12 protein-coding genes are annotated in these 16,956 nt (G+C 65.7%); 10 read left to right on the top strand and 2 right to left on the bottom strand.

What is annotated here, in order from left to right; genetic code table 11:
• Positions 1-102: 102 nt before the first annotated feature.
• A complete protein-coding gene (locus Q9K01_RS09940) occupies positions 103-1,758 on the top strand; it encodes a ShlB/FhaC/HecB family hemolysin secretion/activation protein (protein ID WP_305930094.1) in 1,656 nt (551 codons plus the stop codon).
• Between the two features lie 309 nt (positions 1,759-2,067).
• A complete protein-coding gene (locus tag Q9K01_RS09935) occupies positions 2,068-4,341 on the top strand; it encodes an EAL domain-containing protein (protein WP_305930093.1) in 2,274 nt (757 codons plus the stop codon).
• 195 nt (positions 4,342-4,536) lie between these two features.
• On the opposite strand, the gene Q9K01_RS09930 is transcribed toward Q9K01_RS09935, so the two are convergent.
• Complete coding sequence (locus Q9K01_RS09930; protein WP_305930092.1) at positions 4,537-5,388, bottom strand: pirin family protein; 852 nt, start codon at positions 5,386-5,388, stop codon at positions 4,537-4,539.
• Entirely contained in the window at positions 5,385-6,350 is a 966-nt protein-coding gene (locus tag Q9K01_RS09925; RefSeq protein ID WP_305930091.1) for a glutathione S-transferase family protein, read from the bottom strand. Before Q9K01_RS09925 ends, Q9K01_RS09930 begins: the two co-directional genes overlap by 4 nt.
• 673 nt (positions 6,351-7,023) lie before the next feature.
• Here Q9K01_RS09925 and Q9K01_RS09920 point away from each other — a divergent pair.
• The 8 genes from Q9K01_RS09920 (at position 7,024) to Q9K01_RS09885 (ending at position 16,909) form a co-directional block, all read left to right on the top strand.
• Positions 7,024-7,536: a hypothetical protein gene (locus Q9K01_RS09920; protein ID WP_305930090.1), complete on the top strand. Its 513-nt coding sequence runs from the start codon at positions 7,024-7,026 to the stop codon at positions 7,534-7,536.
• Between the two features lie 255 nt (positions 7,537-7,791).
• A complete protein-coding gene (locus tag Q9K01_RS09915) occupies positions 7,792-9,288 on the top strand; it encodes an ATPase domain-containing protein (RefSeq protein WP_305930089.1) in 1,497 nt (498 codons plus the stop codon).
• Positions 9,289-9,290: 2 nt separating this feature from the next.
• A complete protein-coding gene (locus Q9K01_RS09910) occupies positions 9,291-11,693 on the top strand; it encodes a hybrid sensor histidine kinase/response regulator (RefSeq protein ID WP_305930088.1) in 2,403 nt (800 codons plus the stop codon).
• Between the two features lie 115 nt (positions 11,694-11,808).
• Complete coding sequence (locus Q9K01_RS09905; protein ID WP_305930087.1) at positions 11,809-12,315, top strand: 2Fe-2S iron-sulfur cluster-binding protein; 507 nt, start codon at positions 11,809-11,811, stop codon at positions 12,313-12,315.
• On the top strand, positions 12,312-13,298 hold the full coding sequence (locus Q9K01_RS09900) for an FAD binding domain-containing protein (RefSeq protein ID WP_305930086.1): 987 nt from the start codon (positions 12,312-12,314) through the stop codon (positions 13,296-13,298). The genes Q9K01_RS09905 and Q9K01_RS09900 overlap by 4 nt, the downstream gene beginning before the upstream one ends.
• Complete coding sequence (locus tag Q9K01_RS09895) at positions 13,295-15,487, top strand: xanthine dehydrogenase family protein molybdopterin-binding subunit (protein WP_305930085.1); 2,193 nt, start codon at positions 13,295-13,297, stop codon at positions 15,485-15,487. Before Q9K01_RS09900 ends, Q9K01_RS09895 begins: the two co-directional genes overlap by 4 nt.
• Positions 15,488-15,489: 2 nt before the next feature.
• Positions 15,490-16,329 (top strand): XdhC family protein, encoded by an 840-nt coding sequence (locus Q9K01_RS09890; protein ID WP_305930084.1) that lies wholly within the window; start codon positions 15,490-15,492, stop codon positions 16,327-16,329.
• The gene (locus Q9K01_RS09885; RefSeq protein WP_305930083.1) at positions 16,313-16,909 is read left to right on the top strand and encodes a nucleotidyltransferase family protein; all 597 of its coding nucleotides are present in this window, start codon (positions 16,313-16,315) and stop codon (positions 16,907-16,909) included. The genes Q9K01_RS09890 and Q9K01_RS09885 overlap by 17 nt, the downstream gene beginning before the upstream one ends.
• The last annotated feature ends 47 nt before the right edge of the window (positions 16,910-16,956 follow it).

The following is a 16,956-nucleotide window of genomic DNA, read 5'->3' as shown; positions in this document are numbered from 1 at the left end:
TCCGAAGAAGTGGTTGAGACCCAAGGTAAATCCTTTGTGAAATTGAGCATCGCTTAACCACTTGCGGTGCAGAGCCGCAGTGATGGGATGGGAAAGGCACGCATGAAATCCTTGCTTAAGATCGGATCGGCAGGCCTTGCCTTGCTCGCAAGTGTGCCGCTTCATGCACAGGATGCGCAGGATGCGCTCGACCGGACGGATCCCACCCAGGAGGAGCGCGCGGCCGAAACGCCGGGATCCGAAGAGGCTCCGGTGCAGCTCGACTTCGTTCCGATCGCGATCGATCCCACCATCTTCGACGAGACCAGCTATGACGTCGGCGCGGTCGTGCTCGAGAATCTGGATGCGCTGAAACCCGGCGATTTCGCCGACATCGTCCAGGAATATTCCGCCCGGACGCTTTCGCCGGGCGAGTTGACCGCTCTCAGCGAGCGGATCGCGGCGCGCGCGCGCGACGAGGGCTATATCTTCGCCTCGGCCTCTATCGCGCCGCAATCGCTGACCGGCGGGATCCTGCGCGTGCGGGTCGATGAAGGGGTGATCGACGAGATCCGGGTCGAGGGCACCGACGATCCTGCCATCCGCGCGCAGCTCGAACCCTTGCGCGATGGACGCCCGGTCACTCTGGCACGGCTCGAGCGACAGGTGCTGCTCGCAGACGACATCGCCGGCGTCTATCTGCGCCGCCCGCGCTATGTGCGCGAACAGGGTCGCGGCGTTCTGGTCGTCGACGCCTCGCGCAGCGATTTTTCCGCGCGCGCCGAGCTGGCCAACGACGGTTCGCAGCCGATCGGTCCGCTGCGCGCCAGGATCGATGTCGATGCCAACGGCTTGATCTCGCCCTTCGACGAGGTCGATTTCACCAATTCCACGGTGCCGACGAGCCCTAGCGAGCTGCAATATGTCCGCGGGCGCTACGGCGTCGTGCTCACGCCGCAGGGCACGCAGTTCATCGCCACCGGTTCCTATTCCGCGACCAACCCCGGCGCCTATCTCGAAGAGCGCCGCATCTTCGGCGAATCGGTGAGCATCGCTGGTCAGTTGCGGCACCCGCTGCGCCGTTCGCGCGCCTTCTCGCTGTGGCTGGATGCGGAATTCGAATACCGCGATCTGCGGCAGGAGCGGTTCGATATGTTGGCTCGCCAGGACCGCATTCCGGTGATCCGGACCAGCCTCTATGCGCAGGCACTTGCCGCCGGCGGGGCTCTCAGAGGCAGGCTGACCCTGTCGCAGGGGCTCGATGTTCTGGGCGCCACCCAGCGCGGCGATCCGCTGGCCTCGCGTCCCGATGCCTCACCCGATTTCACGACCCTGTCGGCGTGGATGGACTGGCAGCGCGATCTCTCGGGGGCGTTTAGCCTGCTGCTGGCGGCGCGTGGCCAGATATCCTCCGCCCCGCTGCTCATCACCGAAGACATCGGGCTGGGCGGCAACCGGTTCCTGCGTGGCTACAATTTCGGCGAGCGGTCGGGCGACGAGGGCATCATGGGGTTCGCCGAATTGCGCTACGATTGGGACGATGCCTTCGGGCTGGTGCGGCGAATGCAGTTCTACGGCTATGCCGATGGCGGCGTGGTCGGCAATCTCGACGGCGGGCGCGGCAGCGGCTCGCTCGCCTCGGGCGGGGGCGGCATCCGCACCGACATCACCCGCGATCTCGACCTCGACCTGGAACTGGCGATTCCGCTGACCGGGCCGCGCTACGACACCGACGACAAATCGCCGCGTCTGAACGTTTCGGTGAGCCAGTCCTTCTGAGCCGGTTTGCGGGGGTCTCGCGGCGCCTGTCGGGCAGGGCGAGCGCAGAGACCATGGCGCTTCGAGGAACCTCGCCATTCTCCCGCCCGCCCATTCTCCCGTCCACCCATTCTCCCGCCCGCCCATTCTCCCGCCCGCAAAGATAGTTACGAAATATTTGCCTTTCTGGGGGATGACCGTGGGGAGACCCAAGTCCATCCTTCGGGGAGGCGGAGCCGCCCACAGCCAATGCGTGACACAGACGAACCAGATCAGGAGCGCGGCCCGTTCCGCGTTGCCGCGCGCTGGCGTCGAGGGCTGCGGAGCCGTTTGCGTAGTGAGCAGGATGCCGCCGAGCCGCACGTAGCGCGGCGGCGGATCGCCGCATGGGCGATGCTGGTCGGGCTGGTGATCGGCTTCATCGATCTCACCCTGCCGCTCGAGGACACGTTTCGCGCCATCCGCGCAGAAGTGCGTTCGCATCCCGCGGATCAGCAGGTGGTGGTCGTCGCGATCGACGACCGGACGCTCAACGCGTTGGGTGCGGACGAACCGAGCCGCAGCGCGGATGCGCGATTGCTCGACCGGCTGTTCGCACAAGGGGCGGATCGCGTCTTCTTCGCCCGCGCCTACGCCGATCTGACCGAACCCGAGGAGGATGCGCAATTCGCACGCGCGCTCGGACGGCACGCGCCGGGTGTCTACATCGGCGGTACCCCGAAAATCGAGCAGAGCGACGGATCGATCTCGTCCATCCTCCCGAACGCACGCTTCCGCAACTCCGCTCAAATCGTTTCGATGTATGGCGAGACGGCGCCCTTCGAGCTTTCTTCCCGGTTCCCGACAAGCTCGGAAATACTCGGTGAAAATCGCCCCTCGTTCTCTGCTGAATTGGCACGGCTGGATTTTGAAGGAGGCGCTTACCGGCCCGATTTCGCCATCGACCACACCACGATCCCGACGATCAGCTATATCGACGCTTTGCAGGGGAAGATGGGGGCGGAGGCCGTCCGCGGGAAAGATGTGGTAATCGCGCCGGCCAGCCGGGCCTCGCGCGACCTCAACCCGATGCCTTTCGGCGACTTGGTCCCGACCGCCTATTTTCACGTGATTGGGGCAGAGACCCTAAAGCGCGGATACCCCCTCGATCTTGGGTGGTTTCCTGCGTTTCTGATCGTCTGCGGAGTGATAATCCTCGCCAGCAGGCAGGCGGTACCCGCACGACCTCTTATCGTTTCCGCTGCAGTGGCTCTCGCGCTCATTCCGCTCGCGCTCGATTTCGTGAACATAAGCGTGGACGTGATGCCAGCTGCGATCTGTCTGGCGATCGCCTCGTTTCGACTTTATCGTCTCGCACAGAGGACCTATCGCGGATCGACTGGGCTGCGCCGGATCGAAACTTTGCACGGTTCGCAACCGGCCGGGTCCGTAGATGTCCTCGCGCTCAAAATCCGCAATTTCGCGACCATCTCGGCCATCCTTTCGCCGTTCGAGATCGAGCAACTGCTGATCAAGGCGCACACGATGCTGCGCGCCACGGATTCGTCCGCCCAGTTCGCCTTCCACAAGGATACTTTCGTCTGGACCCGCGCCAGAACGCCCGCTGCCGATCTCGCCGATCACGCTCAGGGCCTGCATGCGCTGTTCCGCACGAGCATCACGGTCGGGTCGCAAGCGCCCGATATCGCCTCCTCGATCGGGATCGACAGCAATTACGAGGCGAGGCTGCGCGAGCGGACCGAGAACGCCATGCAATGCGCCGAAGACGCCGCGCGCGCGGGTCGCGTCTTTTTGGTCAGCGAGATGCGGGTTGCGGATGACATCGCCTGGCGCGGGCAAATGCTTTCGGAACTGGAAACCGCACTTCGCAACGACGAGGTCGGCGTCGCCTTCCAGCCCAAGGTTTCGCTCTCGACGGGGCTGATCGTGGGCGCGGAAGCGCTGCTGCGGTGGACTCACCCGACGCGCGGCAAGATCGAACCCGCCAAGGTGGTGGCGCTGGCCGAAGAGCACGGCCGGGTCGGGATGATCACCTTTTTCGTTCTCAACCACGCTCTGGTCCAGGCGCGCAGGGCGCTGGACCGCTTTCCCTATTTCCGGATCGCGATCAACATTTCCGCGCTCGATCTGCGCGATCGCCTGTTCGTTCCCCAGCTCGAACAGATCATCGCCGCGCATCGCTTCCCGGTCGCCAACATCATCCTGGAGATCACCGAGACCGCACCGATCGAGAATGACGAGGCCGTCTCGCGGACGATGCAGGAACTCAAGCGGATGGGGATCAAGCTCTCGGTCGACGATTTCGGAATGGGCCATGCCTCGCTCGAATATCTGCGGCGAATTCCAGCCGACGAGGTCAAGATCGATCGCAGTTTCGTGTCGGGGATTGCGACCTGCGAGGAAGATCGGGCGCTGGTCGGATCGGCGATCCAGATGATCCATTCGCTGGGCCGCACCGCGGTTGCCGAAGGGGTCGAGACCGCACGGGTCGTCGAACTCCTGCGCGAGATGGGCTGCGAGGAGGCGCAGGGCTATCATTTCTCACACCCCGTCGCGATGGACGATCTCCTCGCGCAGATGCCAAGGGGAGCCGCCGCAGCATAGGGTCTTGCAACAAGGTTAATTTCTGTTAACCATGCTGTCAGCACATACCGTGCAGACAGGAGATTACTATGTCGGTCTGGAAATGGTTGGGAACCTTCGTCTCGCCGCGCTAAGCGCGCAGACAGCGAACTACGAAAGCCCCGGCAGTGCCGGGGCTTTCTTGTTTCATGGCAGCCCTGTCGTTCTGATCCGCCGCTAACCCAGCGCCGCGGGATCGCCGAAAACCCCGCTTCGGTAGTCCTGCAGCGCCTGAAGGATCTCCTCGCGCGTGTTCATCACGAAGGGGCCGTGGGCGACCACCGGCTCGCCGATCGGGTCGGCATGGCCGTAGAGGATGCGGCAGCCCGAATCGCTGGAAACCTCCACCCCCTCGCCGTCGCCCACTTGCGCCAGATGGTGCTCGGGCACTTCTCCCGGACCGATTCGCGCCGCGCCGTTTACCATGTAGAAGAACACGCTGCGTCCTGCGGGGGCGGGCAGGGTGGCGCTGCTGCCCGGAGCCAGCTCCACCATCGCCAGCATGACCCCGGTCAGCGAGGAGACCGGCGCGCGCTCGCCCCCCGAGACCGCGCGCATGACGACCCCCGGCGCCGGTTCGACTGCCGGTATCTCCTCCGCCGCGACTGGAACGTAATTCGGTTCCGTCATCTTGAGCCGCGCCGGCAGGTTGACCCAGAGCTGCAGGATCTCGAGCGGCCCGCCCTCGCGCATGAAGCTCTCGGGCGACAGTTCGGCGTGGATCAGCCCGCGCCCCGCGGTCATCCACTGCACCCCGCCCGCCTCGACCACGCTCTCGCCGCCGCCGGTGTCGCGGTGCGCCAGATTGCCCGCCAGGATGAAGGTCACAGTCTCGAAGCCGCGGTGCGGGTGTGGGCCGAAGGGCAGGCCGTGATTGCCCGGCGGGTAGGTCTGCGGCCCGTGGTGGTTGAGGAACAGGAAGGGATCGACCTGCTCCAGCCCCTGGCCCGGCACCGGGCGGCGCGTGACCAGATCGCCGATATCCTCGCGCCGCGCCTTGTGGACCGAAAGCAGCCGCCGCGCGCTCATTCCGCGGCCCCCGGCACCAGCGGATCGGGCCCCGCTGGCACCACGCCGGTCGGATTGATGTGGTCGTGGCTCTCGTAATAATGGTGGCGGATGTGGTGGAAGTTCACCGTCTCGGCGATCCCGTCGAGTTCGTAGAGCCGCCGCGTGAACGCTGCGAGATTGGGATAGTCCGCGATCCGGCGGAGGTTGCATTTGAAATGCCCGTGATAGACCGGGTCGAAGCGGATCAGCGTGGTCCAGAGCCGGATATCAGCCTCCGTGAGTTGCCCGCCGACCAGCCACTCCTGCCCCTCCAGCCGCTGCTCCAGCGCGTCGAGCTTGGCGAACAGCGGCACCACCGCCGCCTCATAGGCATGCTGCGTGGTCGCGAAACCGGCCTTGTAGACGCCGTTGTTGACGCTGTCGTAGACCTCCTCGTTGACCGCGTCGATCTGGTCGCGGTGGGCCTCCGGATAGAGGTCGAGATCGTTGCCGCCGCAATGGTCGAAAGCGCTGCCCAGCATCCGCAGGATATCCGCGCTCTCGTTGTTGACGATGGTGCCGGTCTGCGTGTCCCACAGCACGGGTACGGTGACATGACCCGAATAATCGGGTTTCGCCGCGGTGTAGATCTGGTGCAGATTGCTCGCGCCCATCAGCGGTTCGGGGGTCACGCATTGACCTTCGCGGAACGACCAGCCGCCCTCCTGCATCCGCCAGTGGACGTTGACCAGTTCGATCGCCCCGGTCAGCCCCTTGAGATGCCGAGCGGCATTGGCGCGGTGCGCCCAGGGGCAGGCGAGGCTGATATAGAGCCGGTAGCGCCCCGGCTCGGCTACGAAACCACCGTCCCCGGTGGGGCCGGGGCTGCCGTCGGGAGTGACCCAGTTGCGAAAGGCACTCTCGTCGCGCTCGAAGGCGCCGCTATCCTCGTCGTTATAGTCCCATTCGTCGTGCCACTGGCCGTCTTTCAGAAAACCCATGTCGTATCCCTGTGAGTGTCGCTTGCTGACCCAGCGAAACGCAGGCCCAAGCGTTCCGCGATCCTGTTCGTCATGGCGAGCCGCCGCAGGCGGCGTGGGAATCCAGGGACGCCGGTGCCCGCGAATTGCGCAGCAGTGTTGGCCCGCGACGGTCCGCCCTGGATTGCAGCGTCGCTGCGCTCCTCGCAATGACGACGGGGGGAGGCCTCCGGCCGAGCCGGGGCCAGGTTGGCCACTTTCGTCACCCCGGGCTCGACCCGGGGTCCCGCTGCCTTCGTGCCGAGAGGCTCGACACCGGCAGGCGCGCCTCCGGGGACAAACCCATCCCCTCGTCATTGCGAGCCGCCGCAGGCGGCGCGGCAATCCATGACCGAAGCTTGCCGCCGGGCACCAACGCAGTCGCTCAGCCGCGACGTGACGCGCTCGATTGCTTCGCCGCTGCGCCCCTCGCAACGAGGAAAGCGGGACCCCGGGTCGAGCCCGGGGCGACGCGGGGGGCAGTCCCGGACGGGTTTGCCAATGCCGCGAGGTTATCGATCCACGCGGGGCCGCTTGCTGCTATTCTGTACCAAAAGTTGCCTGTCGGCTAACGACCCACTAGCCGCCACTCGGACATGAGCATTGATGGGTCAATGAAGCTTGCCATGCTCTGCCAAGAGTCGATAGTTGCTCCATGTTTGAGAACTTTCCCTCTGGCGAGTTGAAGCAGCTAGTCCACCTGCAACTGGCTTTGCGCCACAAGCAGAAAGAAAAGATGGGCAGAGCAAGGAAGCGGTTGGACATGGCTCTCGCTTCCACTCCTAAACCTGCGCCGTTCATTCTGGCCTTCGATGGGCTTGTTATGGTTGGAGAAGACCGGCTTGATTTCGCGCGGACCCGCCTATCAGAGTGTTTAAGGGTCGTGAAACCAGAAGAAAGCGCGGATGACGACTACGTAGCTAAATTCTGTCGGCTATGGCTCGCCATCTCCGACGAGAACGTAGGGTTTGATGAAATCAAATCCGCAGCAAAAGAGCAAAATGCTGCGTGGTCGCAAGCGTCGAAACTTGTGCAGATATACCTGCCACGCTCACCCATCGACGCACTAGAAGAGATATGCGGTCATCGAACACCGAAGGTCCTAGATAATTGGCAGAGACCTTCTAATCCCCCTCATATTAACACCGAGACTTCCCTCGATTTTTGATTTCGGCTTTCCACCCAATCCCAGCCATAGCCCCCCCGCCAGGTCCCGCGCCGAAAGCCGACAGCCCCGAACCACGCCCCCACCGAGCCGCCCTTCCGGAACCCATTGCGCTCCGGGTGATTGAAGCCAGCAATCGGGTTGCGGGCGGGGCCGGTTTCGCCGCGAGCATGGGGGCGGCCGGGGCTTGCGCGAACGGCGGGTACGCCCCCCGTGTCCGACTTGCCAAGATAGTCGAGTGATCTCAGAAGGGTGTGGATGAACGACACAACGACAGGCCGCGAGCACGCGGCCCCCACACAGACCGGGATCGCGGGTCTCGACCACATCCTGCGCGGCGGCTTGCCAGCGTATCGGCTCTATCTGGTCGAGGGCACGCCCGGCACCGGCAAGACCACGCTGGCGCTCAATTTCTTGCTCGAAGGGCGCAAGCGGGGCGAGACCGGGCTGTATATCACTCTGTCCGAAACCGCCGACGAACTGCATTCGGTCGCCCATTCGCATGGCTGGTCGCTGGACGACATCGACCTGTTCGAACTGGTCGCCGAGAACGAGTTCAGCATCGAGAACGAGCAGAGCCTGCTTCACCCCAGCGAGGTGGAGCTGGGCGAAACCGTCGCCGGGATCATCGAGCAGGTCGAGCGGATCGATCCGGCCCGCGTCGTGCTCGACAGCCTGTCCGAACTGCGGCTGCTGTCGCAAAGCGCCTTGCGCTATCGTCGCCAGATCCTCGCGCTCAAGCATTTCTTCGCCAAGCGCGACTGCACCGTGCTAATGCTCGACGACCGGACCTCCGAACCCGGCGATCTGCAATTGCACAGCATCGCCCATGGCGTGGTCTCGCTGGAACAGAGCGCGAGCGCCTTCGGTTCGGAGCGCCGGCGCCTGCGGGTCATCAAGATGCGCGGGCTGAAATACCGCGGCGGCTATCATGATTTCACCATCGAGCAGGGCGGGCTGTGCGTCTATCCGCGGCTGATCGCCTCGGAACATCACGCCGAGTTCGACCCCGCACCGGTCTCGACCGGGCTCGCGGGCCTCGACCGCCTGCTGGGCAACGGACTGGTACCGGGGACCAATACGCTCATCACTGGTCCGGCCGGGGTGGGCAAGACCACCACCGCGGTGAAGTGCCTGGTCGCGGCGCTCGAACGGGGTGCCCGCGCTGCCTATTATCTGTTCGACGAACGTCTCGCGACGCTGCTGCAGCGCTCCGCCGCGCTGGGAATGGATCTGCGCCCCTATCTCGAAAACGGCCAGCTCACGCTGCGCCAGATCGATCCCGCCGAGCTGTCGCCCGGAGAATTTTCCGGTTCGGTTCAGGAAGCGGTCGAGACCGACGGGGCCAGCATGGTCGTGATCGACAGCCTCAACGCCTATATGCATTCGATGCCGAGCGACAATTTCCTCGTGCTGCAGATGCACGAATTGCTCAGCTATCTCAGCCAGCAGGGGATCATCTCGCTGATGATCCTTGGGCAGCACGGGGTGCTCGGCGATCTGCGCTCGGAGCTCGACATCAGCTATCTGGCCGACACCGTGATGCTGATGCGATTCTTCGAAGCCGAGGGCACGGTGCGCAAATCCGTCTCGGTCATCAAGACGCGCACTTCGGATCACGAGCGAACCATTCGCGAGTTCGATATCAATGCTTCGGGACTCACGATCGGCGAACCGCTGACGGGCTTCGCCGGGGTCCTCAGCGGCAATCCGAACTACATCCCCGGAAACGACAAGTTGCTGAAAGACGCCTGAGCATGCCGGGCAGCAAATACGGCACCACCGTCGCGGTGCTCGCGCCGCGCGGGCGCGATTCGCAGGTCGCCGCGGAATTGCTCGCCCACAGCGGGTTCGAGGCGCTGGTGGTTTCCGATCTGGCCAGCCTGCGCGATCTGATCGAGCAGCATATCGGGGTGGTGCTGATCGCCGAGGAAGCCATCGGCGACGATCCTGCGCTCATCCATGGCGCGCTCGCGGCGCAGCCGGCCTGGTCGGACATCCCCTTCATCGTCCTGACCAGCGGCACCGCGCGCAAGCGCACCCCGGCCGAGGAGGAGCGGATCGATGCGCTCGGCAATGCGGTGCTGCTGGCGCGCCCGATGCATCGCGACGATATCGTGCGCGCGGTCCGCTCCGCGCTCAAGGCGCGGCAGCGCCAGTTCGAGGCGCGCGCGCGGATGGAAGAGCTGCGCGACAATCAGCGCAAACTTCGCAAGAGCGAGCGCAAGTTCCACGCCATCGCCAATTCGATCGATCAGATGATCTGGTCGACCCGGCCCGACGGCTACCACGATTACTACAACGACCGCTGGTACGAATACACCGGAGTGCCGCAAGGCTCGACCGATGGCGAGCGCTGGGAGGGAATGTTCCATCCCGACGATCAACCGCGCGCCTGGGAGCGTTGGCAGCGATCGCTCGATACCGGGTTGCCCTACGAGATCGAATACCGGCTGCGTCACCGCTCGGGAGAGTATCGCTGGGTACTGGGCAAGGCCCAGCCGGTCCGCGACGAAGACGGGCGGATCACCCGCTGGTACGGCAGCTGCACCGATATCCACGAACAGGTCCGCATTCGCGAGGAACTGGCGGCGTCGCAGGATCGGCTCGAAGCCGCAGTGAAGGAACGCACCCAGGAACTGTCCGAACTCTATCGCAAGACCCCGGTGGCGCTGCTCTCGACCGATGGCGAAGGCCGGATCGTGACGGTGAGCGAACGTTGGCTGTCCTTCATGCGATACGATCATGCCGAGGAGGTGCTGGGGCGGTCGGTGACCGAATTCATGACCCCCGAATGCATTGCCGAACACGAGGGCGCCTACAGCGAGCGAATGGCGGAGACCAAGGTGCTCTACGATCTGCCCTATACCGTGATCAAACGCGATGGCGAGCGCGCCGAGGTGCTGGTGTCGGCGCATTCGAGCCTCGGCGCGGCGGGGCAGGTCGATCGGGTGATGGCCTCGGTGGTCGATGTCACCGAGCGCAAGGCCGCCGAGGCGGCGCGCGACGAGGCCGAACACGCGCTGCGGCAGAGCCAGAAGCTGGAGACCATCGGCCAGCTTACCGGTGGGGTGGCGCATGATTTCAACAATCTGCTGATGGCGGTCCGATCGAGCCTCGAGCTGCTGCGCAAGCGGCTGCCCGCGGACGACGAGCGCGCGCAGGGCTATCTCGCCAATGCGCTCGCGGGCGCCGAACGCGGGGCCACGCTGACCCAGCGGATGCTGGCCTTCGCGCGCAAGCAGGAGCTCGATCCCAAGCCGGTCGATGTCGCGGCGCTGCTGCCCGGAATGCGCGATCTGCTCGAACGCTCGCTCGGGCCGGAGATGGATATCGTGCTCGATCTGGGCGCATCGGTCCCGCCGGCGCTGGTCGATGCCAATCAGCTCGAGATGGCGGTCCTCAACCTCGCGGTGAACGCCCGCGATGCGATGGAGGGCAGCGGGCGGCTGACGATCGGGCTGGATTGCGTGCGGATCGAGGATGCGGATGCGGACGGGGGGGCGCGGCTCGAACCGGGCGATTACGTGCGGCTCAGGGTCGAGGACACCGGCGCGGGGATGGATGCCGAAACGCTCGCGCGCGCGGCGGAGCCGTTCTTCACCACCAAGGGGGTGGGACGCGGGACCGGGCTGGGGCTGTCGATGGTCCATGGGCTGACCAGCCAGCTGGGCGGATCGTTCCAGCTGCAAAGTCGGGCCGGCGAGGGCACCGTTGCGGAGATGTACCTGCCCGTGGCGCAGGATGGGGCCGCCGGTCCGGCCCCCGCCTCCGCGCCGCAAGACGAGCCGGGAAATCCGGTCAAGTATTTGAAAATACTGGCTGTCGACGATGACGCGCTGGTGCTGTTCGGGACCGTCGCCCTGCTCGAGGACCTGGGCCACGAGGTCGTCGAGGCCGGCTCGGGCGCCGCGGCTCTCGCCATGCTCGCTACGCGCGATGATATCGATCTTGTCGTCACCGACCAGGCGATGCCCAACATGACCGGAGTGGCGCTGGCACGAGAAATCCACCGCACCCGTCCCGACCTGCCCGTGGTCCTCGCCAGCGGCTATGCGGAGATGCCCGAAGGCGCGAAGCAGGACATCGTGGCCCGGCTGGAGAAGCCTTTCAGCCACGAGGATCTGGCCGACGTCCTGCGTGCGATCTTCGCCGCCTGACCAGACGCCCGGCCGGCAAGCCGCGCAGGTCCGTTCACTCCGGCAAACAAGAAAAGCCCCGATCGGCGGACCCTTATGCGCACGATATGCGTTCGGGCGGCTGGAGGAGTCTGCCGTGCCCATCACCATCAATTCGCGAAGCCACGACCTGCCCGAAGACCCGCGGGTGAGCCTGCTCGACTTCCTGCGCCACGATCTCGGGCTGACCGGAACCAAGAAGGGCTGCGACCATGGCCAGTGCGGCGCCTGCACCGTGCTGGTGGACGGGATGCGGATCAACAGCTGCCTGTCGCTCGCCGCGATGCATGACGGCGACCATGTCACCACCATAGAAGGTCTCGGCACCCCCGCTGCGCCTTCGAAGCTGCAGCAGGCCTTCGTCGAGCACGACGGGTACCAATGCGGCTATTGCACGCCGGGCCAGATCTGCTCGGCCACCGCTATGCTGCAGGAGATCGCCAACGGCTGGCCGAGCGATGCGAGCGAGAGCCTCGAAGGTCCGATGGAGGCCAGCGGCGCCGAAATTCGCGAGCGGATGAGCGGAAATCTGTGCCGCTGCGGCGCCTATGCCAATATCGTCGCCGCGATCGAGGATGTAGCCGCGCAGGAGGATCCGGCATGAGGCCGTTCGATTTCCAGCGCGCCGACGGCCTCGACCACGCCTCCCAGCTCTGCGCCGACCGCGACAGCAAGCCGATCGCCGGCGGGACAAATCTGATCGATCTCATGAAGCTGCAGGTGGAAACGCCGCAGACGCTGGTCGATATCCATCGCCTGCCGATGGGGCAGATCGCCGACACCGACGACGGCGGCCTCAGGATCGGCGCGCTGGCGAGCAACACTGCCACCGCGGTCCACGACCGTGTCCGCAGCGAGTACCCGCTGCTCGCCCGCGCGATCCTGGCGGGCGCGAGCCAGCAATTGCGCAACAAGGCGACCACCGGCGGCAATCTGTGCCAGCGCACGCGCTGCTATTATTTCATGAACATCGACCAGCCCTGCAACAAGCGCGAGCCCGGCTCGGGCTGCGGTGCGCTGAAGGGAATTGCGCGGCTGCACGCGGTGCTCGGCACCAGCGATCAATGCATCGCCACCTATCCCGGCGACATGGCGGTGGCGATGAGTGCGCTCGGCGCCACGGTCGAGATCGCCGACGCCAGCGGCAAGTCCCGCAGCGTGCCCGTGCGCGATTTCCACTGCCTGCCCGGCGACACCCCGTGGCGCGACAATGTGCTGGAGGAGGGCGAGCTCATCACGGCTGTCATCCTTCCCTCGCCGGTCGAGGCGCGCCAGCTTTACCGCAAGGTGCGCGAGCGCTCGTCCTACGCTTTCGCCATGGTCTCGGTCGCTGCCGTGGTGGCACTCGAGGATGGACGTTTCAGCCGCGCCGATCTCGCCTTTGGCGGCTTGGCGCACAAGCCGTGGCACGACCCGCGATTGAGCGAGGTGCTGCTGAATAAGGAGCCGTCTGCGCAACTGTTCGACGAGGCAGCCGATGTGCTGCTCGACAGTGCGCAAGGCTATGGCGAAAACGATTTCAAAATTCCGCTGGCCCGGCGCACGCTGGCTGCGGTGCTGGCCGAAGCGACGGGGATGGAACTGTGAGCGCGCATCTGAAACAGGACGAACCCGACACCCGCAATTTGCTCGACGACATGGTGCAGGGGATCATCGGCAAGCCGCTCGCGCGCCCGGACGGGCTCGGCAAGGTAACCGGCACCGCACCCTATGCCGCCGAATACCCGATCGCGGATTGTCTCGAAGGCGTGCTGGTCACTGCTCCCTTCACCAAGGGCACGATAACGGGGATCCACAAGGACTCGGTGCTGTCGATGCCCGGCGTGGTTGCGGTGATCGACGACAAGCGGCTCACCGCACGAGCGGCGCAGGGGGGCGCGGGCGAAGCCCCGGCGCAGCCCGCACGCGAGGTCGGCTATTTCGGGCAGCCGATTGCGCTGGTGGTGGCGGAAAGCTTCGAACAGGCCAGGGATGCGGCCAAGCATCTGACCTTCGAATACCGCGCCGAAAATGTCGCCGATGTGCCGCTCGACCCGGAGAAGACGGATGCCGAGCCGCAGGACGGCGCCACGCGGCAGGGCGACCTCGCCCAGGCGATGAGCACTGCGGCGCACAGCGTCGATGTGACCTACACCACCGAAGGGCACAGTTCCGCGGCGATGGAGCCGCATGCCGCCATCGCGCAATGGGACGGGAACAGTCTGACCGTCCATGCCTCGCTTCAAATGCCCAACTACAACATCTCCGAACTGGCCGATGCGCTGGATCTCGGGGAGGACCAGGTACGGTTGATTGCCCGCTATGTCGGCGGCGGCTTCGGATCCAAGCTCGGGATCAGCGAGGAAGCCGTTGCGGCGTCGATTGCGGCAATGGAATTGGAGCGACCGGTGCGCGTGGTGCTGAGCCGTCAGCAGGTGTTCCAGACGATCATGCGCCGCTCGGAAACCAGCCAGCGCTTCCGGCTCGCCGCCGACGAGAACGGTCGCCTGACCGGTTTCGGGCATGAGGCACGCGTGTCGCAGCTGCCGGGCGAGCATTTCGCCGAGCCCGTGCTGCAGTCGAGCGAATTCCTTTACGGAGGCGAGAACCGCGTGCTCCAGCTCGAGGTCGCGCGTATTCACCGCATGACCGCAGGTTCGGTCCGCGCGCCGGGCGAGGCCGTGGGCATGCCCGCGCTCGAATCGGCGATGGACATGCTGGCCGAAGAAGTCGGGATCGATCCGGTCGAGCTGCGGCTGCACAACATTCCCGAATGCCATCCCGTCAACGGCTTGCCCTATTCCTCGCGCAAGCTGGCCGAATGTCTCGAACAGGGCGCCGAGGCCTTCGGCTGGGATCATGGCCCGCGCAAACCGCGTCAGCGGCGCGAGGGCGAATGGTGGATCGGCACCGGCATGGCGAGCGCGGCGCGGGTCCACAATATTGCCGAAGCGCGCGCGCGGGTGACGCTCAAGCCCGACGGCACCGCGCTGGTCGAAACCGACATGACCGATATCGGCACCGGCACCTATTCGATCGTCGGCCAGGTGGCGGGTGAGATGCTCGGCCTGCCGATGGACCGGGTGCTGGTCGATTTGGGCGACACCGATTCCCCCCGCGGGCCCGGGTCGGGCGGTAGCTGGGGCGCATCCTCGGTCTGCTCGGCGGTGTTCGTCGCCTGCGAGGACATGCGCGCCACTCTCGCGAAGAAGGCGGGGGTTTCGGTCGAGGATCTGAAACTCAAGGACGGCGGTGTGATCGGCGGCGCTTCGCTGGTCGAACTGCTCGATGGCGAGGAACTCTCGGTCGAGGGGCATTACGAGCCCGGTGCTGTCGAGGACGATTTCACCGCGTCCGGCTATGGCGCGTTCTTTGCGCAAGTGCGCGTCAACCGCTTCACCGGCGAGACGCGGGTCGACCGCATGCTCGGCGCTTACGGCTTCGGTCGCGTGCTCAACGCCAAGACCGCCCGTTCGCAATGTCTGGGCGGGATCGTCTGGAGCATCGGTGCCGCGCTGACGGAAGCGCTGCTGTTCGATCCGGTCGATGGCCATATCGCCAATTGCGACCTCGCCGAATACCATGTTCCGGTGAACCGCGACGTTCCCGATCTCGAGGTCATCATGGTCGAGGAACGCGATCCGGCGGCCAGCCCCATCCAGGCGAAGGGAGTCGGCGAGCTGGGGATGTGCGGCGGTGCCGCGGCGATCGGCAATGCCATTTACAACGCTTGCGGAGCACGGGTGCTCGGCTTTCCGATGACCCCCGACCGGGTGATCGCGACGATGCCCGAGTGACGATGCTCCGGACCGATAGTTCCGCTGCTTTGGATGAGGACCATGCGGCGCTGGCGGCTGCCGGCGAACCGGGCGCCGCGCTGTGCACCATCGTCGGGATAGAGGGCAGTTTCTCGCGCCGGATCGGTGCACAGCTCGCAGTGCTGCCTGATGGCAGCGTTGTCGGCGACCTCGCCGATGGCTGTCTCGAAAGCCAGCTCGCCGCGGACGTGAGGAATTGCAGCAAGCCGGTCGTGCGGCGCTACGGACATGGCTCGGATCTGATCGACTTCCGCCTGCCCTGCGGCGGAGGGCTGGACATATTGCTCGACCCTGCTCCCGATCGGGGAGCGTGCCGCGCGGCACTGAACCGACTGAAGGCACGTCAGCCCGTCGAAGTCGCCCTCCCGGGCGAGGGCGATCTGCGTCACCGCCGATACATTCCGGCGTTGCGGCTGCGCGCCTATGGCGAAGGTCCCGAACTGGCAGTACTGGCGCGGCTGGCGCGCGCTTCCGGGATCGCGATCGAGGCGATCGACAAGCGCGAACTGACTCTGGGCAAGGCGCCCGATCTCGCCCCTTCGGACCGCTGGACCGCCGAGATCCTGCTGTTCCACGATCACGAATGGGAGGCCGCGCTGATCGAGGAGGCGATGGCGGGCGAGGCCTTCTACATCGGCGCTCAGGGCGGTGAGAACGCGCGCGAACAGCGCACCATGGCGCTACTTGCCCGCGGCGCGACCGAAGAGGACATCGCCCGGCTGCGCAGCCCGATTGGCCTGCTCCCAGCCTGCCGGACCCCGCAGACCTTGGCGCTGTCGGTCCTGGCCGAAGTGGCCGGCTCCTATGAACGCTTGCGCTGATCCGCTCGACCCATCGATTGCGGTCGCGCTGCTGGCCGCGGGACGGGGCGAGCGCTTCACCGGCGACAAGCTGGCGGCAGAGCTCGGCCCGTACCCACTCTGGCAATGGGCCGCCGAAGTGGCGACCCAAGCGGGTTTCGTGACCCGCTTTGTCGTGGCGAGCGAACACTCGGCGAGCCTGTTCTCGGGAACCCAATGGCGCATCGCGCTAAATGACCGCGCCGGCGAAGGGCTGGCGAGTTCGGTCCGGTGCGCGGCGCAGGCGGCGAAGGATTGCTCGCGACTGGTGATCCTGCTGGCCGACATGCCGTTCGTCGAAGCCGGGCATCTGCGCCGCCTCGCGCTGGCCGATGGCGCGCTCTTCACCCGCTATCCCGATGGCAGACACGGCAATCCGGCCGGGTTCCCCGCAGCCATGTTCTCGCGTCTCGGCGGCTTGCACGGCGACCGCGGAGCGGGCGGGCATGGCAGGAGCGAAGATGCGGAAGCCCTGTCGCCGTTCTCGCCCGCCAGCCTGTTCGATATCGACACGGTCGCAGACCTCGCGCTTGCCGAAGCCCGACTGCCTGTCGAACCCTGACGCGCCCTACTGGCGCAGCGACAATTCCTCGTCCATGTGGGCCGCCT

The sequence above is a fragment of the Qipengyuania benthica genome (assembly GCF_030717865.1).
In the GTDB taxonomy this organism is placed as follows: domain Bacteria; phylum Pseudomonadota; class Alphaproteobacteria; order Sphingomonadales; family Sphingomonadaceae; genus Qipengyuania; species Qipengyuania benthica.
The sequence above is the reverse complement of the archived record's forward strand: the minus strand, read 5'-3'. Positions and strand labels throughout refer to the sequence as shown.